Here is a 21,805-nt window from a genome sequence, read left to right on the forward strand (position 1 = left end):
CACGTGGACGCGCGCTATCCGCGGCCCGACCGACGCGCGGACACCCCGCGTCGACACCCGCACCCGCATACCGGGCACACCGACCCGAAAACTTAAACTCATTGTGCTCGCCCTCCACACCGCGCACAGTCATCAGTACCACGTCAGGGTCGCAGGCGGTCTGCGGTGAACAACCATGTGGTGGAGGTGTCATGAGACGACGCAGCCGTCGGACGGCCGCCCTGGGACTGGCGTTGGGTGTGGCTGTGGCGACCGTCGGTCCGGCTCTTGCAGGTGGTGCGCTGACCCCGATCGCATTCGACGCTACACCGAACCATTCGGTGAGTACCAGGCACTTCGAGGCGACCGGTGAGGACGGTGCGCCCTGCGACGTCGTCGCCGACGTCTACGTCCCCGCCGGGGTGGACTCGGCGCACCGCGCGCCGGCGATCCTGACCACCAATGGTTTCGGCGGCTCCAAGAATGACCTGAAGCCGATGGCCGAGATGTTCACGCGCCGTGGCTATGTGGTGCTGGCGTACTCGGGACTCGGCTTCGGCGGATCGGGATGCCGCATCAGCTTTGACACACCCGATCCGGACGGCCGAGCCGCCGCGCACCTCGTCGACTATCTCGGCGGAAAGGCCAACGCCTACCTCGATGCCGCACACACCCAGCGTGCGCCCGCCCTGGATGTGGTGATGCGCGACGGGGTGGCGCATGACGGCCGCGCGCATCCGAATGACCCGCGGGTCGGCATGGTCGGCGGTTCCTACGGGGGACAAGTCCAATTCGCCGCCGCGGCGATGGATCCGCGGATCGACACCATCACCCCGATGGCCACGTGGAATGATCTGTCCTACTCGCTGGCGCCCAACAGCACCGGCCAGACAGTGGGCGTCTCGACCCGGGTCCCCGGAGCGCCGAAGACCAGTTGGGATGCGTTCTTTGTCTTCGCGGGCGTGGCGTCGGGGTTCGCCCATGGCGACGTCGACCCGACGCGACTGACCGGCTGCCCCAACTACCCGACGCAGATCTGCACCGCGGTGACGCAGGCGGTGACGACGGGTGTCGTCACGCCGGACGTGGTGGCACGGCTGCGGGCCGGGTCGGTGGCAGGTTATCTCGATCGGATTCGCATCCCCACGCTGCTTCTCCAGGGGCAGAGTGACATCTTGTTCAATCTGAACGAGGCCGTCGCCACCTATCGTGGGCTGACCTCGCGGGGCGTCGACACCGACATGATCTGGATGAGCGGTGGTCATTCCGCTCTGCCGGAGACCGGAGATTACGTCGAGAACGCCCCCGATCCCGCCACCCAGTACGTCACGCGCAGGATCGTGGCGTGGAGGGATCACCATCTCCGGGGAACAACGGCATCGCCGGGACCGCGATTCTCATACTTCCGCAACTGGATTCGCGTCGACGGTGACACCGAGCCCGCCTACGCCTACGCCGACTCCGTCGACTCCGCCGATGTGGGATCGGCACTGACCTATCGACTCTCGTCCACCGATCGGCTAGCGGCCCAGGGGGTGCGTACGCGTCCGGGTGCCGCGCGGTTCATCACACCCCCGTGGGGCCTGCCGACGACCCACGACCATCCCGATTCGCTCGGGTTGATCAGCGTCCCGGAACGGGATGTGCCGGGAACCGCCGCAATGTGGGATTCCGCGGCACTGGCGCAACCGCTCGACGTGGTCGGTTCGCCACGCGTCGCGGTGCGGGTGAGTACCACGGTCCCGGCGAACATGCCCGCTGAGAGGCAACTCGTGCTGTTTCTCCGGATCGTCGACGTGGACGCGGTCGGCAACGCGACGACGGTCGGGAATCTGGTGGCGCCGGCACGTATCGCTGATCCCTCGCGGCCGGTCACCGTCACCGTGCCCGCCATCGTGCACCGCTTCGAGACCGGGCATCGGCTACGCGTGGTGATATCGGGAGGATCGACCAACTATCGGGGCGGCCAGGACTCGCTGCCGGTGGCGATTCCCGCGGGTGACGGGCAGACGGTGACGGTGCCCGTCGTTGGCGGGGCGTGACAGCAGGGCCGGGCGGGGTCATCGTCACACCCGATGGACCGGCAGTTGCTGCGCCCGATCAACACCCTGGTCGACGCGTGCCCACGCGATGGGTTCACCGTCACCACTGCTCCGCGGCCGTCTGCCGGGGTTTCCCGACGACGGATGTCGGGTGGATGTGGTTGTGTGAAACCCATGGGGGACCGCTGGACGACCGATCAGGTGCTGGGTTCGGCGCCCGACGCGTCATCGGCCACGGCAGGGCAGAAGCTCGCCACACCGACCCCATGGACCGATCTGGGCGCCACCGACCTGCTGGTCTGGGGCCTGTGCAAGGGCAGCGGGACGACGCCGTATCAGACCATCGTCGAGCTCGCGTCACCCGCGTACAAATGTTCGTGCCCATCGCGGAAGTTCCCCTGCAAACACGCCCTCGGCCTGCTTCTGCTGTGGGCGCAGCACGAGGTACCCGATGCCGCCGAGCCGTCCGACTACGCCGCCGCGTGGCTTGCCGGACGCGTCGAACGCGCCGGGAAGAAGGCCGTGGAACCGGCGGCGCCCAAGGATCCCGAACGCGCCGCGAAGACCGCGGCGCAACGCGTCGACCGAGTCCGTGGCGGCATCGACGAACTGCAACTCTGGCTCACCGACCAAGTCGGCCACGGCCTGGCCGGCTCGGAGGTCGACGCCTACAGCCGCTTCGACGCGGTCGCCGCGCGCCTCGTCGACGCCCAGGCGCCCGGACTCGCCGCTCGCGTCCGCCGGCTCCCCGGCCTGTTCTTCGGAGGCGATGACGACGCCGTCGACTGGCCCAGCCGACTCCTTGAGGACTATGGCCGGCTCTGGTCGCTGACCACCGCGCATCAGCGCATCGACCAGCTTCCCGACGACCTCGCCGCCACCGTCCGACGCCACGTCGGCTATCCGGTTGCCAAGGCCGACGTCCTGGCCGGTGCGGGCATCACCGACCTGTGGCTGTGTCTCGGTCGCCGCGACACCGACGAAGATCACCTCCAGAGCCGCCGCACCTGGGTATGGGGTGCCGGCACCCGACGCTTCGGCATGCTGCTCGACTACGCCCCCACCGGAGCCACCCTGCCACTACGACCCGTTCCCGGCGCCACGATCGCCACCACCATGCACTTCTACCCGGGGGCGCCGGGGCTGCGCTGTCTCTACGACGACTCCACACCGCCGTCGGAACAGTTGCCCGCGCAGCTCGATCCCCTGGATTCGCTGCAACCGACGACGATCGCCGACGCTCGGCGCGCCCGTGCCCGCGCAATCGCCGACGATCCGTGGACGCTGAGTTGGCCTGTGCTCATCGACGGCCGCTTCGGGCGGATGGCGTCCGAAGCGCCCGCACTCATCGACGCCACCGGCTCGGCCATCCCGGTCGCCGAGATCGGCGACGCGTGGCCGCTGCTGCTCGCCGTCGCAGGTGGCCGGCGGATCTCGGCGTTCGGGGAACTCGGGTCCGGTGGCCTCGAGGTGGCGTCGGTGATCTGCGACGGCGAGGTGATCGCACTGTGAGCAGCTGGGAGGAGATCGTCTCCGCAGCATTGGTCGGGGTTCGCAGTCGACCGGTGACTCCGGCGGGAGCCGATCCCGTCATCGCTGTACACCTACCGGACTCTGATGCAGCGCAGAGTGATCCGGCTCGTTTCGCTCTGCAGGTGGCCTCGCTCACCGCTGCGGCCCGTGCCGCGTGCGGGCCCGAGTCGGTGTCTGCGGAGCCGATTCCGGTGGCCCCGGAAGATCCGCGCGCGGCCATGCCGCAGGTGGTCTCCACCTACGCCGTTCGCGCCATGGAGATGACGCCGCGGATGGCCGAGTGGTGTCTGAACCTGCTGGCCGACTCGGGGTTACGACCCCCCGCGACCCTTCTGCCGTACCTGCTGTCGCGGACCGCACGGCACGCAACGTTGCGACCGGCGATCTCCACCATCGTCGGACCTCGCGGACGCTGGCTCGTCGGGCAGGCGCCGGAAATCAAAGCAGTGCTGGATGATTCGTCGCTCGTGAGCGCTCCGCCCGACCAGTCCGCGTGGACGCACGGTGAACCCGCAGAGCGTGTCGCCTACCTGACAGCGTTGCGCGAGCGTGATCCCGGTGCGGCGCGTGAACTGCTGGCCGTCGGCTGGAGTGGGGAATCGGGCACCGACAGGGAGTTGCTGCTACCGGCCATGTTTCGACAGGTCTCCCTCGACGACGAGGAGTTCCTCGAGGCTGCACTCGATGATCGACGCGGGAAGATCCGGGCTGTCGCAGCCGATATTCTCGACCGGGTGGACGGGTCGGCGCATCGGCGGCAGTTGGTGGGGGCGGCTGTCGGGTTGATGGAGTGGGTGGCGGGAGAGTCGGGCTTTGTGCTGCGGTCGAGTGGTCTCGACCTCGACACGCTCGGCCCGGCGGGTACACCGCTCGCTCGTGACGGCATCAACCTCACCGCACCCAAGGGCGTGGCGCTGGGTGATCATGTTCTGGCGCAACTGCTGTCGCGTATCCCGCCGGGGCATTGGGAGCAGCAGTTCGGTCAGCCGCCCGAGACGATCGTTGCCGCGACCGACTCCGACGAGGCCACGATTGTGCAGGGACTGTGTTCGGCCGCCGTCACATTCGAGGACCGACGCTGGGCGACCGCGCTCATGAGCCATCCCGGCGCGTCCGCCCGGGTCATCGCCTTCGCCGACCCGGATGCCGTGGTGCGCGCCTTCCCCTCGCTCGCGGCGGAGCGGCAACTGGTCGGACTGCATGCGCTGCCCGCACCCTGGTCGGACCAGATGGCGCGCCACGCCCTGCGGCTGCTGGACTCGATGCTCGCCAATACTCGCCTCGTCCGCGGGAACGTCCTCACCCTGTTCGATCTGATGTCCACGGGACTGCCCGCGACCGATGACTTCCAGTCGATGATCACCATTGTGCGGGAACGTCATCCGCACGCCATCATCCCCTGCGCGACGCTGTCCGAAGCCCTCCGTATCCGATCTGTCCTGACCAGGGAGCTGCCATGACCACCGCCGACAACCTCCTCCGTCCGCACGCCGAACAGCTCTACGCCGACGAACTTGCGGCACTGGCGCGCGACGACACCGCTGCCCGACCGGCCAACTGGTTGCTGAGCCCGTCGGCGGTGGTGACCTACCTACTCGGCGGTACCCTCGACGACGGCACCGAGATCACGCCGAAGTACATCGGGCCGCGTCGCCTGATGGAGGTCGCCGTCGCGACGCTGGCCACCGACCGCGCGCTGCTGCTCCTCGGTGTGCCGGGTACCGCGAAAACCTGGGTGTCCGAACATCTCTCCGCCGCCATCAGCGGCACCTCCACACTCCTGGTGCAGGGTACCGCCGGCACCCCGGAAGAGGCGATCCGCTACGGCTGGAACTACGCCCGACTCATCGCCGAAGGGCCGTCGACCGACGCGCTGGTGCCCTCGCCGATCATGACCGCCATGCAGGAAGGCAAGATCGCCCGACTGGAAGAACTGACCCGCATCCCGTCGGACGTGCAGGACGCGCTGATCACCATTCTGTCCGAGAAGACCCTGCCCATCCCCGAGCTCGGCCGGGAAGTGCAGGCCACCAAGGGTTTCAGTGTCATCGCCACCGCCAACGACCGCGACCGCGGCGTCAACGACCTCTCCTCCGCGTTGCGTCGACGCTTCAACACCGTCGTGCTGCCCCTGCCGGCCACCGCCGACGAAGAGGTCTCCATTGTCACCCAACGTGTTGCGGCACTGGGCAAGTCACTGGATCTGCCGGAGTTGCCGTCGGCCGCCGAGGAGATCCGGCGCGTCGTCACCGTGTTCCGTGAACTGCGTTCCGGGGTCACCGAAGACGGCCGCGCCAAGGTCAAACAACCCAGCGGCACGCTCTCCACCGCCGAGGCGATCTCGGTGATCACCCACGGCATCGCGATGTCGGCGCACTTCGGTGACGGTGTCCTCCGCCCCGCCGACACCGCCGCCGGCATCCAGGGTGCCGTCATCAAAGATCCCTCCGCCGACGCCGTCGTCTGGACCGAGTATCTGGAAAGCGTTGTCCGCGAGCGTGATGACTGGGCCGACTTCTACCGCGCGGCCCGCGGAGCGCTGCGCTGACGATGTCGGTGACCACCGCCGAAACCGCCAAGGGCGCCACCGACACGGTGGCGCCGGGCACCTACGTGCTCGGCATCCGCCACCACGGACCGGGATCGGCGCGGGCCGTCGTCAGTGAACTGCACCGCATCAGACCCGACGCCGTCCTGATCGAGGGGCCGGCCGATGCGTCGGATCTCATCGCGGCGGTGACGGACCCGGGAATGGCGCCACCGGTCGCGCTGCTCGGCTACGCCGCCGACGATCCGTCGCGTGCCGCATTCTGGCCGTACGCCGAGTTCTCCCCCGAATGGCAGGCCATGCGCTGGGCGGTGACCCACGCGGTGCCGGTCGAATTCTGCGACCTCCCCACCTCCATGGTGCTCGCGCACCGCACCGAGGCTGGGGCCGCGCGCGAGACAGACCCGCCCCGCGAGATCGATCCGCCCCGCGAGATGGATGCGCCCAGCGAGATGGATGTGTACCGCGCCGACCCCATCGGTGCCCTCGCCACCGCCGCCGGGTACGGCGACCCCGAACGCTGGTGGGACGACGTCATCGAAACCCGGGGTGAGGGAGCAGGTTTCGACGCCATCACCGAGGCGATGGCGGCGTTGCGGGAAGACGACTTCCTGCAGGTCACCGACAATTCCGACCCCGAAGCCCGGCACGAGGCCCGCCGCGAAGCCCACATGCGCCAAGCGATCCGCAAGGCCCTCAGACGCGACGGAGTGCAGCGCGTCGCCGTCATCTGCGGTGCCTGGCACGCACCGGCACTTGCCGGGAAACTCCCACCCGCGGCCGCCGACACCCGAACCCTCAAGGGCGCACCGAAACTCCGCAGCCGCCTCGCCTGGGTTCCCTGGACCCACTCCCGCCTGGCCACCGCCTCCGGCTACGGTGCCGGTGTCATCTCACCCGGCTGGTATCACCACCTGTTCACCACCGACGACGACGTCATCGTCCGCTGGCTCATCCACCAGGCCAACCTGCTGCGCGACAAGGACATCGATGTGTCCTCGGCGCACATCATCGAAACCGCGCGACTCGCCGAGACACTCGCCGTGCTGCGGCGCCGACCCCTCGCCGGTCTCGCCGAGATCAGCGAGGCCACCCTGTCGGTGATGTGTCACGGCGACACCGCCCTCGCCGACCTGATGTACCGCGAGGCCGTCATCGGTGAACGCCTAGGTGCCGTCCCCGCCGACGCCCCGGTCGTCCCGCTGCAGGCCGACGTCACCGCCACCGCGAAATCCGCACGCCTCAAAATGGATCCGGTCGTCAGAGAACTCGTCCTGGACCTCCGCAAACCCGCCGACAAGGCGAAATCGTTGCTGCTACACCGACTGCAGATCCTCGGCGTCGACTGGGGCACACCCAACGAGGTCACCGGCACCGGCACATTCAAGGAGGGCTGGATCCTTGCGTGGCGCCCCGAGTACGTCATCGACATCGTGATGGCATCGGTGTGGGGCACCACGGTGTACGGGGCCGCCGCGGCGAAGGTCGCCGACACAGCGAGCGGCGGAACATCACTCGGACAGGTCACCGGGGCCCTCGAATTCGCGTTGCTCGCCGAGCTCGTCGACGTCATCCCCACCATCCTCACCGCACTGCGCGACCGCGCCGCCGTCAATCACGATGTCGCCCAACTGATGGAGGCCCTACCGGCGCTCGGGCGGGCCCAGCGCTACGGCGACGTCCGCGGCACCGACACCGCCGCCCTCGGCCTGGTGGCGTCGTCGCTGCTGACACGTGTGTGCGTCGGCATCCCCGCCGCGATCTCCAGCCTCAACGACGACGCCGCCAACGAGTTCAAGCAACGCCTCGACGCCGTCCACGAGGTGGTCGCCCTCCTCGACACCGGCGACACTCAGAGGTGGACCGGTGCACTCCACGCGATCGCCGACCGCACCGACGTCAACGGACTCCTCGTAGGCCGCGCCACCCGACTGCTCCTCGACGGCGGGTGCATCGAAACCGCCTACGCCGCAACGCGATTGCAGTTCGCGTTGTCGACGGGATCGACACCGACCGCCAAAGCGCAATGGATCGACGGCTTCCTCGGCGACGGCGGGCTGCTCCTCGTCCACGACCGCGACTTGCTGGTCATCCTCGACGGCTGGCTCACCGGCCTCGGCGACAACGACTTCACCGACGTCCTCCCGTTGCTGCGCCGGACCTTCGGGGTGTTCGACCCGTCGGTGCGTCGCAACATCGGCAACCGCGCGGCCGCCCTCGACGGGCAGCGACCCGCTCCCGTCCCCACCGTCACCACCTTCGACGCCGAGCTCGCCACACCCGTGGTGGCCGTCGTCGCCGGAATCCTGGGATTGCCGTGACCGACAACAATGTTGAATCAAACAGCGCCGCGGCCGATCGCGATCGCCGCTGGCGACTCGTCCTCGGCGATCCGGCCGCCGACGATTTCCCCGCCCTCGGCGGAGCCGATCTCGCCATGGACAATGCACTCGCCGCGCTGTATGACAACGGCGGCGGCTCCCGCAAAGGGGGACTGGGCAAGTCGGCGCCGTCGGTCGCGCGGTGGCTCGGCGACATCCGGGAGTACTTCCCGTCCACCGTGGTTCAGGTGATGCAGCGCGACGCCGTGGAACGCCTCAACCTGTACGCGTTGCTGACCGAACCCGAACTCATCGACAGCATCGAACCCGACATCGACATGGTGACCACCCTGATCGGGCTCGGTCGTGCCATCCCGGCGAGTTCCAAGGCGTCGGCACGAGCACTGGTCCGCAAGGTCGTCGACGAGGTGGAACGCCGCATCGCCGACCGCACCCGCAGCGCCGTTGGCGCCGCCCTCGACCGCGCGGCCCGGGTGAACCGGCCGAAGCTGCGTGACATCGACTGGAACGCCACCATCGGCCGCAACCTGCACAACTATCTGCCCGAACAGAAAACCGTTGTGCCCGAACGCCTCGTCGGCCACGGCCGCCGCGCGCAGGTGGTCAGCAAGGACATCATCCTCGCCATCGATCAATCCGGGTCGATGGCCAGATCCATTGTGTACGCGTCGATCTTCGGTGCGGTCATCGCCACCATGCGGTCGGTGCGGACCTCCCTCGTCGTCTTCGACACCGAGGTCGTCGACCTCACCGACGAACTCGACGACCCCGTCGACGTGCTGTTCGGCACCACCCTGGGCGGCGGTACCGACATCAACCGGGCCATCGCCTACTGCCAGGGTCTCGTCACCCGCCCCGAGCACAGCATCGTCGTGCTCATCTCCGATCTGTACGAGGGTGGCGTGCGCGACGAGATGCTCAAGCGCGTAGCGCAGATGCGCGCCGACGGCATCACGGTGGTGGTGCTGCTCGCGCTGTCCGACGAGGGCGCGCCCTCCTTCGACCGGGACATCGCCGCCGCGTTGGGCGCCATGGGTATCCCGGCATTTGCCTGCACCCCCGATGCGTTCCCCGACCTGCTGGCCGTCGCGATCAACCGCGGCGACATCGTCGGCTGGGCCGATGCCAACGAACTCTCCCAGCGGGGGATGGAGGAGTAGCCGCCAGCGCGGTGCCCGACTCGGCGAGACCGCAGGTGGTCGCAGACAACACGGCACCGCACGCGAGAAACGCTCCTCGCCCTTCACCTTCGACGGCCAGAAGTTCGACGCGAGCGACGGCGAGCCCTTCTGGATCGTCGAATCCGACAAGACCGGGGCGAAGGCGGCGTACAAAGAGTCGTCGTTGACGAAGAAGTAGCGGTGTCGAGCAAGTCGTTGCCCATTTCTAGACATCGGGCCCGGTAGCCGGAAGCCATGACCTGGGGTTTTGTCGTTCGGCTACTTGGGGAATGTCTAGAAATGGGCAAACCCTGCCGCCGACCGAGGGTTTCAGCGCGACTGGACCGTCCGCGCGAGGATTCCCAGCCTCGCGCGCAGGCCGGCCACCACGTGGCCGTCGGGCGAGGTGAGGATGCTGAAGGTGATGGGCGGATCGGCCTGGATCAGGCGGGTGATCTCGAACAGTTCGGGCATGGGTGGGCTCCACGGGATGACACGGGATGACACGGGCTCAGGCTGTGCTGCCCTTGGTGCGTGTGCCGTGATCGGTCGTCACCCGGTACCCTGCGGCACGTGGTCCCACCTGCTCTGATCGCCTCCGACGCCGACCTCCGCCGCGAGTTCGGTGCGACGACGCTGCAGCGTGCCATGCAGTACCGCCGCAGCGGGATGATCCGGACCTACGGGTGGTCCTCGGACGGTCAGGTCCTGTCCGGAACGTGCCAGGGGAGCGGGCCGCAGCAATATCGGGTGTCGGTACTGTTCCGCGGAACACCGTCGATGGAGACCCTCGCCGCGACACGATGCAGCTGTCCGGTCGGCATGCGCTGCAAACACGCGGCCACCCTGATCCTGGTCGCGATCCAGGACTCGCGGCGTGCCGGGCCGATCGCCGCGCCCACTCCTGGGGAGCCGATCGCCCCGACCTGGCGTACCGCGCTGGGCGGAGTCGTCGGCACCGAGAACAGTGAGCCGGAACGCCGGCCGCTGGCCCTGATCGTCGGGCGTGGTGAGCCGTCGCGGTTCATGCCCGAACCCGGCCTGCACGTTCGGCCGATGGTGATGGGCAAGCGCGGCCAGTGGATCAAGACCGGTGGGACCTGGCAGGACGTCCTCTTCACGCACAACACCGAACTCGACGTCGCGCACTGTGACGCCCTGCGCACGATCTATCAGGTGTTGCACCGCAACAGCTACGTCAGCAATCCCGACACGCTGTCGCTGACGAATGCGCCGCGATCTCTCTGGCCGGCGTTGCGCAATGCCGTCGATGCGGGGGTCACGCTGATCCCGCAGACCACGCGCAGCTTCCCCGTCACCAAGGTGCAGTTGGGTTCGGCGACAATCGATTACGACGTGACAAAGGACGACGACGGCGCGCGGGTGAGTGCGGTCATCCGGGTCGACGGCACCGCCGTCGAGCCCGGAGCGGTGTCCTTGCTCGGCACCGCCGGGCCCCAACGGCACGGACTCTCCTACATCGCCGACGACACCCTGACACTCGCCGGGTTCGCCGAGCCGGTGCCGAGTCTCGGTGAGGTCGAGTTCGCCACCCGGACCCGCACCGTGACCGTGCCCGAATCGGATCTGCCGGAGTTCGCGTTGGAGTTCCTCCCCCGCATCGAACGCCGACGCGCCGTGGCCGTCGCCGACGGCCTGCTCACGCCGCCGACGATCACCGGGCCGGTCGCCGTGCTCACCCTCAGTGATGCCGGTGATCATCATCGGTACACCTGGAGTGTGGGCTACCTGGTCAACGACAAGCGACACGTCTTCGACGTCAACGAACCGATCGGCGCCACCCCCTACCGTGACGCGACAGCCGAAGCGGCACTGTGGAAATCGATCCGCGACGAGCTGATCATGCTGGCCACGACGACCGCCCACTGGGTGATGTCGGCGCGGGTCTCGTGGCGTGCGGAAACCGTGAGTCACCCGGGTCCGCGCGCGCAGGAGGCGGTCACTCTTCTCGACCAGGTCCTGGCCGACGAGATCGGCATCGGGGACCTCCCGGAGCACATCCTGCGGACGGCGGCGGATATGCGCCCGGTGGACGCGGCATTCATCACAACCGAGATCCTCCCGGAACTCGAGCAGGAGCCGAACATCCTGATCGACAACAGGATCGCCACCGACTACCACTACCTGGACGCGACGCCGGAGATCCGATTCGGTGCCGGTGAGGACGGCACCGGCAACGACTGGTTCGCCCTCAATGTGGCGGTGACCGTCGGGGACCGGGAGATCCCATTGCGACAGCTCATCTCCGAACTCGCGATGGGGTCGTCGTTCATCGTCCTCGACGACGGCGCCTACGTCGGCGTCGACACCCCGGAGTTGCGACGCCTGTCCGAATTACTCTCCGAGGCACGGCAACTCGGCGAGATCGAGAACGACCGGGTGAACACGTCGTCGATGAACGCGACATTGTGGGAGGAACTGCTCGAACTCGGTGTCGTCGATGCGCAACTCAAGGCGTGGCAGGCCCGGATGGCCAAACTGGCCGCGGCCAAACCCCCTCGGCGAGTGGCGACTCCACGTACCGTGAAGGCGACGTTGCGTGACTATCAGAGGGACGGCCTCGACTGGCTGAGCTTCCTCGCCGACAACGATCTCGGCGGAATCCTGGCCGACGACATGGGTCTGGGCAAGACGCTGCAAACGCTGGCGTTGATGGCGCGGGCGGCCAAGAAGAACCCCGACGTGCGTTACCTGGTGATCGCGCCGACGAGCGTTGTCCCGAACTGGGTGGCCGAGACCCGACGCTTCGTCCCTTCGCTGCGGGTCACGTCGATCGTCGCGACCGAGGCCAAGTCGGGGATACCGACTGCCGAGGCGGTCGGCGACGCGAACGTCGTGGTCACCTCCTACACGTTGCTGCGGTTGATGTTCGACGACATCAGCGAATTCTCTTGGGATGGAGCGCTGTTCGACGAGGCGCAGTTCATCAAGAACCACACCGGTAAGACCCACCAGTGCGCCCGCCGGTTGGACGCGCCGTTCAAACTGGCGATCACCGGTACCCCGATGGAGAACAATCTGATGGAGCTGTGGGCGCTGCTGTCGGTGACCGCTCCGGGATTGTTCCCGTCCCCCAAGGCTTTCGAGACCTACTTCCGCAAACCCATCGAGTCCGGTGAAAAGTCGGGCCGGATGGACACGCTCCGCCGCCGGATGAAACCGGTCATGCTGCGCCGCCGCAAGGACCAGGTGGTTCTGGACCTGCCGGCGAAGCAGGAGCAGGCGATGATGCTGGAACTCGCTCCCCGGCACCGCAAGATCTATGACACCCGGCTGGCCCGGGAACGCCAGAAAGTGTTGGGACTGCTCGGTGATTGGGAGAAGAACCGCTTCCAGGTGTTCCGGTCGCTGAGTCTGCTGCGCCAGCTCAGTCTGCACGCCGGACTGGTCGACGAGACGAACGGTGGAGTCGAATCGGCGAAGGTCGAGTTCCTGATGGAGAGTCTGCCGGAGCTGATCGCCGAAGGGCACAGTGCGTTGGTGTTCAGTCAGTTCACCGGATTCCTCGCCATCGTCCGTGCGCACCTCGCCGACGCCGGGATCGCCTACAGCTACCTCGACGGCAGCAAGACGGCACGTGAACGTGCTTCTGCCATTGCTGAATTCACCTCGGGTGGAACGCAGGTGTTTCTGATCAGCTTGAAGGCCGGTGGATTCGGTCTGAATCTGACCGAGGCAGACTATTGCTTCGTGTGTGATCCGTGGTGGAACCCGGCGGCCGAGGCGCAGGCCATCGACCGTGCACATCGGATCGGTCAGCAGCGTCCGGTCACCGTGTATCGGTTGGTGTCCTCGGACACCATCGAGGAACGTGTTGTGGCACTGCAGGATCGAAAGCGCGCACTGTTTGACGCGGCCATCGACGAGGGGGAACTGTTCGGTACCGCCATCACCGCGTCCGACATCCGGGAGATGTTGGGCTGAGCCGTTGTGGCGACATCCGTTATGGCGCATCGGATATCGCCGCTAGTGTATATCAGGGACTTTCGTCCCTACTGAAAGTGGCGCACCTTCAGTAGAATTGATGATGACAGAGAGGGAATCCCGGTGGTGCGTAGGAGTTTCGAAGACCCCGCCACGGGCGAGTCCATCCCGATCTGTCGAATCCGTTGATTGCCACGGTAAGTCGCGCGGCGAGGGTTTGTCTTCCCTTCCGTGCGGTCGGGGTACGAGGTACACGAACGTTCTCAACGGATTCCTGCATCACTCGACGCAGATGATGTCGTTGGATTCCTACGGCTGTCAGTCCTTGTGATGGACAGCTGAGCTCGTCGTCGGGGGAGTCCAGCGCCGCATCCTGCGCTCCCGTGTTGGGCGGCACGTGTTCCCGGGTGTGCATTCGTCTCCGACTCGGCTGCAGTCGTATGACTGCAGCCGAGTCGGTTGTGTTCGGCCCACGTCGTCGAGGCCGATCCGTGCGCCACCGGTTCTGTCGGTGCTTCCTCGTACAGTGGCCACCATGACCGATCACCTTCCCTTTGTGCGTTCCGACCTCGTGGGTTCCTGGCGCATCACCGAGATGAGCGAGTGGGACCAGGACACCATCGACCTGATGGGGCCGGCGTTCATCATCTTCGACGACCATGGCCTGGGTTTGCTGGGATTCATCGCGGTCGAAGGCGGAATCGACTGGGAGCCGCCCGGTGACCGTGACCCGTCGCGGGTCGACTTCACGTGGGTCGGATTCGACGACAACGACGAAGCGAGCGGCGCCGGGTGGGTCACGTTCGTCGAACCCACGGTGATCGCCGGCCGCATCACCTTCCACCAGGGCATGCGCAGCACGTTCCGGGCGGTTCGCGACGAATCTGTGGGTCCGCGATGAGTGAGTACCAGTACTACGAGTTCGTCGCGATCGATCGGCCGCTCGGCGACGAGGAGCAAGCGCAGATGCGTGGGCTGTCGTCACGTGCGGACATCACCGCCACCAGCTTCGTCAACGAGTACGACTACGGCGACTTTCGGGGCAGCCCAGGGCAATTGATGGGACTGTGGTACGACGCGCACCTGCACGTCACCAGTTGGGGTACCCACCGGCTGATGGTTCGGATCCCGATCGCGCTGGCGGATTTCGATGCGTACGAAAGCTACATCGTCGACGGTGAGGTCGATATCTGGTCGACCGACGAGCACGTCATCATCGATCTGACGAGCAACGACGAGGGCGACGACTACGATCTCGACGCACCCGCGATGCTGTCGTCGATGGTCGGAATCCGCGGGGAACTCGCCGCCGGTGATCTCCGGGCGCTGTATCTGGGCTGGCTTGCGGCGCAGAGTCGCCCGTTTCGGTGGGTGCGAGAGAACGGCGTCCTGATCGACGACGAGGACGAATCGACGCCGACGCCACCTGTTCCGCCCGGACTGCGGGCCCTCACGTCGCCGCAACGTGCACTGGCCCGTTACCTGCGTGTCGATGACGATCTGCTCCGAGCCGCCGCTGAGTCTTCCGCCGACATCGAGGACACCACCGACGAGTACGAGAGCTTTGTTCGAGGTCTTGCCGCGACGGAGAAGGACGCGCTGCTGGTCCGGGTGCTGCGTGACGGGCAGCGTCAGGTGCATCTCGAGTTGATGGGGCGGTATCGCGAATCGTTGCCGCGGGTCGACGCGCCCGCCGGGCCCCTCGTCGCCGAGCTCCTGCGGCGTGCCGACCAGCTCGCCACCACGCGGGAACGGTCGGCGGCGCGCAAACGTGCGCGGGAGAAGGCCCGGATCGAGCGCGAGCGGCTCGCCGCCCATGAGCGGCGGCTGGCCGAGTTGTCCGAGGACCGCGTGCGGAGCTGGTCGCGAGTCGAGGCGCACATGCAGGCCACCAAGGCCGCCGACTACGACTGCGCGGTCGCCCTGCTGACCGACCTGCAGGAGGTGTACCACCGCGGTGGTGACGACGACGAGTTCGTCGAGCGGGTCGCGGTCTTGCGAAATACGCACTCCCGCAAGGTGAGTCTGATGAAGCGACTTACGGACGCCGGGTTGTGATCGCCAAAGCGGACAGATCGAGTCGCAGGAGCGCGGTGCGGCGCAGCCCGGCCACATACAGGAATCCGCGGTATTCGACGGCGCCGGTCGCCATTTCGTAGTCGTCGCGGTGAGTGTGGATGTCGTCGATGACTTCACCGTCGGAGGTGATCGAACGGAGCCACACGATGTCGTCGGGACCGGGCATCAGCCGGCCGGGTAGGCGCCAGGCGATGCGACGGACCCAGGCGGGAAGTCGCCCGGCGCGGTCCAGGGATGGGCTGCGCGGGTTGGTGAGGGCGAGCCAGGCGCGTCCGTCGCGGAATTGCGACAGGTTGTCGGGAAACCCGGGCAGGTTCTCGATGAGGATTGTCCGCCGGGCGTCGCTCAGGTTGACGCGGCTGAGTCGGTAACCGGCGGTTTCGACGAGGATCAGCGCGTCGCGGGACGGGGTGAGCGCGAGGCCATTAGGGAAGTCGAGGTCGGTCAGGACAACCGACGTGGCGCCGTCGACGTCGTGGCGGAGCAGTCGCCCGGACGGGCGGTGCTCAAGGAACGCCCCGAGGTAGTGGTCGAATCCGAACCGCGTCGACGACTCGGTGAACCAGATCGTGCCGTCGGGGGCGAGGGCGGCATTGGAGCAGAAGTTCATTGGCACACCGTCGATCTCGGACACGAGCGTCGTCACCGTGCCGGTCGCGACGTCGACCGTCAGTAGGCCCCGGTAGGCGTCGCAGACGATGAGACCCTCGGGAGTCGGCTCGAGCCCGAGGGGGCGGCCGCCGGTGTCGGCGACGATGCGCGTCGTGTGGCCATCCGGATCGATCTGGACGATGCCGCCACCGTCCACCCCGCAGTAGAGCATTCCGTCGTGGCCGACGACGACGTCCTCGGGAAACCGGCCCGGCAGGGGAATGAAGTGCGCCGCCGGGAAAGAGCGGGAGGGTGCCGGCAGCGGCGGAGCGGCCGGCACCCCTCGGCGCTGTGGTCGAAGTGGCGGTTTACGAGGCACGCGATTCGCCGACGTGCTCGGCGCGGAAGGCGTCGGCGAACCCGCCGGCCAACCCCTGTGCGCGTCGGTGATACTCGGCGTTCGTGAGGTCGTTGCCCGGTGTCAGTCGCCGCGAGGCGAGACGCGCGAGGGCGTCGGCACCCTCGTTCAGCAGGTGACCGCGATGGCCCGGCTGCCACACGATGTCGATGCGGTCGCGGTGCGTCTGGATGCGCCGCTGTGCCTGGACGAGGCCGGCCGGACCGTTACCACGGTCAGTGGTGTAGCCGTCGGGGAGAACCGTGATGCCCGCAGCCCATTTGCGCACCATGGCCACGGCCAGCCGGCTGTCGGTGAGGACGGTCAACGGTGCGTGACGAATGGCCCGCACGGCGTCATCGATCGCGCGGAGCTCAGCGACGAGAACCGGATTCGACCCGATCACCTTGCGGCAGTGCGAAAACCCGCGCAGACCGTACCTGCCGTCGGTGGCAAGCCAGCCCCAGCCGGTGATGGACCCGCGCACCGATCCGTCGGTGGCGACCGTCACCGGCTCGAAGTCCTGGGCGCTCGGAGCCGCCGGCACCACTTCGGCGTTGATCCGCGTGTGGGCCTTGTGGAACAGGGCCGCGTCCGCGGGGGTGGCGAACTCGAGAAGCACCCCGGGAAGCAGTGTCTCGATCTCGATCTTGCTGCGCCACAGAGGACTTCCGGCCGAAAGCTGGACGGCGAACCGCAATCGTGATTGCCCGGCCGCGCGACGCCGGATGTCGACGAGGGCATCGAGGATCGCGACGTGCGTGCTCGGCGCGGACACCCGGCCGACCCACTCCACGTCGTCGGAGCCCGCGGCGCAGTAGACATACCGGGCGTCGGCCACCCGTCGAACGGCGAGCGCCACCGAGGTCATCGGTTGTGCCTCCGCCGGGCGCAGGCAGCCGATGTCGAGGCGGGGACGACGCGTGGGCAGCGGAACCGGTGCGGGATGTGCGTTCGCGCTCTCCATGATTCGTCGTCCTCTCGTCGGGTGCTGTGTTCGATCCTTCTCGCGGTTGATCATTCCACGAGGGTCCGACAGTTTTCGGGTGTGCGCGGCGGCAGACGTTCCGATGGTCGACGTCGCTTGACTGCGTGTGTGCGCGGTCAGGAGCGCACCTCATCGGCTGTCGCTGACAAGGCTCCGTCGGTCAGCGTTGCCAGATCGGCATGCGTGGTCGCCTGGCCGTCGACGAACGGCCAACCGTGCACGGCGTCGCGGTGGGTCCCCGACACCGCACTCGCCCCCCACCGGGCTCCCAACAATCCGCCGGTGATGGCCGCGACGGTGTCGGTGTCGTCGCCGATACGTATTGCGGTATAGAGGGATTCGACGAGATGCTGATGCGCATCCGCCGACGAGGGGGGTGTCTGCAGGACAGCCGCTGCCGCGGCCTGCAGCGCTCTCACGGTGAAACCGTTGGGGGCGAAGCCGGCCGGATCGGCGGTGGCCGCCTCCTCGAGCCACGTCGACCACTGATCGCGACGTCGTGCGGGCAGGAGGTCGAGTCCGGCGGGGATGTCGAGGCGACCGTCGAGGATGGCGATGCGAATGGCCTCGCACCAGATGACGCACGAGTCACCGGCCAGTGCATCGCTGTGGGTCAGTCCGGCGACGGCGCGGGCGGCCTCGGCGAGGGCGGTGCGGTCGTCGAGGTGGGCGAGTGCGACCGGTGCGGTGCGCATGAGGGCGCCGTTGCCAGCCGAACGTGGATGCTCGGCGGCGTGGATCAGTGACTCCTCCCGCATGATCGTGCCGACCGGCGCGTCGGGATCGTCGTGCAGCCTGCGTCGCGTCGCCGACAGTACGGCGTAGGTCTGGTTGCCGATGTCCGGCGGGCGGTTGTCGGGAAAGTCGGTGAGCCAGCGCAGGAACTGGCGGGCGACCTCGTCGAGCCCGGCGTCGGAGGTGAGGTCGTGACCCTCGGCGGCGGCGGTCGCGATGGCGACGGCCATGGAGGTGTCGTCGCTCCATTCGCCCGGCTGATAGGAGCCGAGTCCGCCGCCGATCATCTCCGGGATGTCGGTGGGGCCGAGGCGTCGGCCGAACTCGTACGGGACGCCGAGGGCGTCGCCGACGGCTGTGCCCAGGAGGGTGCCGTGGGCGCGGTCGAGTTGGATGTCGGTGAGTGAGGGCATGTGGGTCCTCTCGCGGCGTGTGCTGTGGTGGGGGATCGTCGTCGTGTCACCGGGTCTCGACTCGGCGCTCGCCCTGGGGGGCTCGCACCGGCTCGACCGGCGAGGTGGTGGTCTCGATACGCCGACTCGCTAGCTCGTCGGCTACTCGACCAGCGGGGGGGGGGGGAGGCTACTCGACTGGCGGAAGGGAGGCGGTTCGCACCGGCGTGACCGGCGAGGTGGTGGTCTCGATACGCCGACTCGCTAGCTCGTCGGCTACTCGACCAGCGGGGGGGAGGCCACTCGACCGGCGGAAGGGAGGCCACTCGACCAGCGGGGGGAGGCGGCTCGCACCGGCGGAAGGGAGGCCACTCGACCAGCGGGGGTTGGGGAGGCGGGTCGGCAACAGGACGGTGCGGCCTACCCACGCCCCCGCTTGCGGTTGCTCTGCTGGTAGGAGTCGCGGGAACGCTTGGAGGCGTAACCGGCTCCGAGAGTGGATACTTCGGCCTCCAACTGATCCAGGAAGGCGATCTCGTCGGCGGCACCGACGACCGGGGGCGCGCCGGCCACGTCCATCGCGTCGAGGAAACTCGCCCGCGACTGGGCGAGGTACTCGAGTCCGGCGGCGGTGTCGCCGGACTCGTAGGCGCGCGACGCCTCCAGCTTTGCCTGTTGCCCTTCCTGATACAGCTTCTCCGACTGCACGGTGGGGTCGGGGATGCGGTCGCCGAGCTCGTCGCCGGGCACCACGTTCACCGAGATGGGCAGGGTCACCGTGTGTTCGGTGAGGGTCGCCGTCTCCACCCACCGCAGTTCGAGGGTCGCGATCTGGGCGAGACCCAGCGCCGCGAGTCCGATGACGCCCATGCGCAGCAACAACTTCCGACCTTCCTCGGCGTAGAGGTCGCCGAGCTCGATCATCACCTCGCCGTCGGCGGTCTGGTGTGCGGGCAGGTCGTTGTACAGCGAGAGTTCGTTGACCTGCTCGACGTAGCGCACGGTGAGTGTGACGGCCTGGGCCGACTTTGCCAGCAGGCCTTGCACTTCCGCACCGATGGCGGCGCCCGCGGCGTCGGGGTCGTCGGCGAAGGTGTGATTGCCGTTGCCGGCCCGGGTGATCACCTCGAGCAGCGACTCGTCGTAGCCGCGTCCGTAACCGAGCGTGGAGGTCACGATGCCCTCAGCGGCGGCCTTGGCGGCGATGCTCGCGAACTCGTCGTGATCGCGGATACCCCGATTGATGTGGCCGTCACTGATGACGAGCACCGTCCCGCCGGAGATCCCGGCCGCACCGGCGGCGCGACGCAGATCCTGCAAGCCGCGCAGGTATCCCGACGACAGGTCGGTGCAACCGCCCGGGGTGACGGCGCCGATCGCGTCGACGGCGCGCTGCTTGTCGGCCAGGGGTGCCGCGGGTACCACGACCATCGCGGCGTCGTCGAACGCCACGACGCCGAACACATCCTTCGGATCAAGCTGTGCGACAACACTTGTCAGCGCCTTCTGGGCTCCTTCCAGCGGCGGTCCGGACATCGAGCCGCTGCGGTCGAGCACGATCTGCAGTGCGGTCGGTGGGCGTGGCGCATCGGCTGCCGGCGCTGCGGGGGCCTGCAGTTCGAGCATCACGGTCACCTCGTCGGCGGTCTCGTGGGCGACGACATCGACATCGAGGGCGGCGGAGAACTTCATGGTCTGACTCCTTCTCTCCGCCCCGGCATCCGACCGAGGCGACTTTGCGCGATTCTGAGATTACTACTTTACGCAGATTCTCGCATACGGTGTTTCCGTGGCTGCTGCGCGAACCAGTCGACTGACCGACTATCCGCGACCCAACGTCGCCGTCGACATCGCTGTGCTCAGCGTCGTCGATGCGACCCTGTGCGTGGTCGTGCAACGCGACGACGACGGCACCGCGATGCTGCCGGGGCGATTCATCCGCGAACGACGCACCGTCGCCGACACCGTCGGTGAGGTACTCCAACTCAAACTGGGGCTCTCGCCCGATCACATACACCCGCACCTGCTGCGGGTGTTCGATGATCCTGATCGAGATCCTCGGGGATGGACGATCTCGATCGCGCATGCCGTCGCACTGCCTGCCGCGCAGCTGACGGATGTGGTCGGTGAGCTGGTGCCGGTGACGCCCGCCGGCACGCTCACCTCAGGCGAGGCGTTGCTCTACGACCACACGCAGATCATTGCAGCCGCCACCGACAGTCTTCGGGAACGCTACGAGGACCGCCCGGATCCGGATAACCTGCTGCCGCAGCCCTACACCCTCAGTGAACTGCGCGAACTCCACGAGGCCATCCTCGGTCGGCGGCTGATGCGGGATTCATTCAACCGACGGGTGCAGCCGCTGCTGGCACCACAAACCGACGCGACCGGGTCGCCGGTCACCCGGGCGGCCGGGGGCCGCCCGGCACGCCTGTACGCCAAGGACGGACCACCGACCGCGACCTTCGGATGGAAGCTGCCCAGCAGGGACGACGGATGAGCAACCGGCACTCAGACTCCCGGCTCTCAGACTCCCTGCACCCGCACCCCCGGCGTCGGCGCATCGTGGTCGCCGCGATCGGGGTGCTGGTCGTCGTGGTGATCGCAGCGGTCTGCTGGGCGGTTGCACACCGAGACTCCGGCGCCAAGAAGTCCGAGTCCGTCACCGCGTGTGAGGCGGCGCTCCGGCACGAGGTCGCCGCGGAGTATCAGCAGAACAACGGGATCGACGCCGGTGCCGCCGCCGACCGGGCGGCCGCGGTGCGCTTCAGTGGTGGGGATGTCCGGAAGACCATCATCAGCGAGGACCTCCAGATCGCGATCAGCAGCGACGGTCGTCGTGACTCCGACGTCGACACGGTCTGGGAGATGTCGACCACGGTCACCATTCCCCAACCGCTACCGAAGAATTCGAGCTACGCGCCGACGGACTCCGCGAGTTGCGTCATGACCGTGTACACCGACGGCACGATCAGCGTCAGCAACCAGGAGATCACCGCACCCGTGGGATGGTCGACGCCCTACACGCCGTGATGGTCGTGGTGGACGGTGAACGGTGGACGACGCCCCGACAA

17 protein-coding genes are annotated in these 21,805 nt (G+C 67.7%); 12 read left to right on the top strand and 5 right to left on the bottom strand.

Annotation, left to right across the window (positions count from 1 at the left end; all coding sequences use genetic code 11):
* Positions 1 to 191 precede the first annotated feature (191 nt).
* The 7 genes from ACWDPV_RS07705 (at position 192) to ACWDPV_RS07735 (ending at position 9,803) form a co-directional block, all read left to right on the top strand.
* On the top strand, positions 192 to 2,021 hold the full coding sequence (locus ACWDPV_RS07705) for a CocE/NonD family hydrolase (protein ID WP_449742462.1): 1,830 nt from the start codon (positions 192 to 194) through the stop codon (positions 2,019 to 2,021).
* A 174-nt stretch (positions 2,022 to 2,195) separates the two neighbouring features.
* Entirely contained in the window at positions 2,196 to 3,533 is a 1,338-nt protein-coding gene (locus ACWDPV_RS07710) for an SWIM zinc finger family protein (RefSeq protein ID WP_449742724.1), read from the top strand.
* Positions 3,530 to 5,014, top strand: a complete 1,485-nt coding sequence (locus ACWDPV_RS07715; protein WP_449742463.1) for a DUF5691 domain-containing protein — start codon at positions 3,530 to 3,532, stop codon at positions 5,012 to 5,014. Before ACWDPV_RS07710 ends, ACWDPV_RS07715 begins: the two co-directional genes overlap by 4 nt.
* The gene (locus tag ACWDPV_RS07720) at positions 5,011 to 6,102 is read left to right on the top strand and encodes an ATP-binding protein (RefSeq protein WP_348805743.1); all 1,092 of its coding nucleotides are present in this window, start codon (positions 5,011 to 5,013) and stop codon (positions 6,100 to 6,102) included. Before ACWDPV_RS07715 ends, ACWDPV_RS07720 begins: the two co-directional genes overlap by 4 nt.
* A 2-nt stretch (positions 6,103 to 6,104) precedes the next feature.
* Complete coding sequence (locus ACWDPV_RS07725) at positions 6,105 to 8,423, top strand: DUF5682 family protein (RefSeq protein ID WP_449742464.1); 2,319 nt, start codon at positions 6,105 to 6,107, stop codon at positions 8,421 to 8,423.
* On the top strand, positions 8,420 to 9,604 hold the full coding sequence (locus ACWDPV_RS07730) for a VWA domain-containing protein (RefSeq protein ID WP_449742465.1): 1,185 nt from the start codon (positions 8,420 to 8,422) through the stop codon (positions 9,602 to 9,604). The genes ACWDPV_RS07725 and ACWDPV_RS07730 overlap by 4 nt, the downstream gene beginning before the upstream one ends.
* On the top strand, positions 9,567 to 9,803 hold the full coding sequence (locus tag ACWDPV_RS07735; RefSeq protein WP_449742466.1) for a DUF2945 domain-containing protein: 237 nt from the start codon (positions 9,567 to 9,569) through the stop codon (positions 9,801 to 9,803). The genes ACWDPV_RS07730 and ACWDPV_RS07735 overlap by 38 nt, the downstream gene beginning before the upstream one ends.
* A gap of 131 nt (positions 9,804 to 9,934) precedes the next feature.
* Here ACWDPV_RS07735 and ACWDPV_RS07740 read toward each other — a convergent pair whose 3' ends face one another.
* Positions 9,935 to 10,078, bottom strand: coding sequence for a hypothetical protein (locus ACWDPV_RS07740; protein WP_449742467.1), 144 nt, complete (start codon positions 10,076 to 10,078; stop codon positions 9,935 to 9,937).
* Between the two features lie 99 nt (positions 10,079 to 10,177).
* On the opposite strand from ACWDPV_RS07740, the gene ACWDPV_RS07745 reads away from it, so the two are divergent.
* The 3 genes from ACWDPV_RS07745 to ACWDPV_RS07755 all read left to right on the top strand — a co-directional run bounded on the left by ACWDPV_RS07745 (position 10,178) and on the right by ACWDPV_RS07755 (position 15,607).
* Positions 10,178 to 13,549 carry a DEAD/DEAH box helicase gene (locus tag ACWDPV_RS07745; RefSeq protein ID WP_449742468.1) on the top strand — a complete coding sequence of 1,124 codons (3,372 nt, stop codon included), beginning with the start codon at positions 10,178 to 10,180 and terminating at the stop codon, positions 13,547 to 13,549.
* A gap of 535 nt (positions 13,550 to 14,084) precedes the next feature.
* A complete protein-coding gene (locus ACWDPV_RS07750) occupies positions 14,085 to 14,450 on the top strand; it encodes a hypothetical protein (RefSeq protein ID WP_348805737.1) in 366 nt (121 codons plus the stop codon).
* Complete coding sequence (locus ACWDPV_RS07755; protein ID WP_348805736.1) at positions 14,447 to 15,607, top strand: hypothetical protein; 1,161 nt, start codon at positions 14,447 to 14,449, stop codon at positions 15,605 to 15,607. The genes ACWDPV_RS07750 and ACWDPV_RS07755 overlap by 4 nt, the downstream gene beginning before the upstream one ends.
* Here the strand turns inward: ACWDPV_RS07755 and ACWDPV_RS07760 are convergent.
* From ACWDPV_RS07760 to ACWDPV_RS07775, 4 genes are all read right to left on the bottom strand, one after another.
* Positions 15,588 to 16,559: an SMP-30/gluconolactonase/LRE family protein gene (locus tag ACWDPV_RS07760; protein ID WP_449742469.1), complete on the bottom strand. Its 972-nt coding sequence runs from the start codon at positions 16,557 to 16,559 to the stop codon at positions 15,588 to 15,590. The genes ACWDPV_RS07755 and ACWDPV_RS07760 overlap by 20 nt on opposite strands.
* Before the next feature lie 28 nt (positions 16,560 to 16,587).
* Positions 16,588 to 17,583 carry an RNase H family protein gene (locus ACWDPV_RS07765; protein WP_449742470.1) on the bottom strand — a complete coding sequence of 332 codons (996 nt, stop codon included), beginning with the start codon at positions 17,581 to 17,583 and terminating at the stop codon, positions 16,588 to 16,590.
* Positions 17,584 to 17,720: 137 nt separating this feature from the next.
* Positions 17,721 to 18,752 carry an ADP-ribosylglycohydrolase family protein gene (locus ACWDPV_RS07770; RefSeq protein WP_449742471.1) on the bottom strand — a complete coding sequence of 344 codons (1,032 nt, stop codon included), beginning with the start codon at positions 18,750 to 18,752 and terminating at the stop codon, positions 17,721 to 17,723.
* Positions 18,753 to 19,151: 399 nt separating this feature from the next.
* Positions 19,152 to 20,423: a vWA domain-containing protein gene (locus ACWDPV_RS07775; protein ID WP_449742472.1), complete on the bottom strand. Its 1,272-nt coding sequence runs from the start codon at positions 20,421 to 20,423 to the stop codon at positions 19,152 to 19,154.
* A 97-nt stretch (positions 20,424 to 20,520) separates the two neighbouring features.
* Here ACWDPV_RS07775 and ACWDPV_RS07780 point away from each other — a divergent pair, with 97 nt between their 5' ends.
* Together ACWDPV_RS07780 and ACWDPV_RS07785 are read left to right on the top strand one after the other, a co-directional pair.
* Positions 20,521 to 21,231 carry an NUDIX hydrolase gene (locus tag ACWDPV_RS07780; protein WP_449742473.1) on the top strand — a complete coding sequence of 237 codons (711 nt, stop codon included), beginning with the start codon at positions 20,521 to 20,523 and terminating at the stop codon, positions 21,229 to 21,231.
* A complete protein-coding gene (locus ACWDPV_RS07785) occupies positions 21,228 to 21,764 on the top strand; it encodes a hypothetical protein (protein ID WP_449742474.1) in 537 nt (178 codons plus the stop codon). Before ACWDPV_RS07780 ends, ACWDPV_RS07785 begins: the two co-directional genes overlap by 4 nt.
* Positions 21,765 to 21,805: the final 41 nt, after the last annotated feature.

It is taken from the genome of Gordonia sp. NPDC003504, from assembly GCF_053587995.1.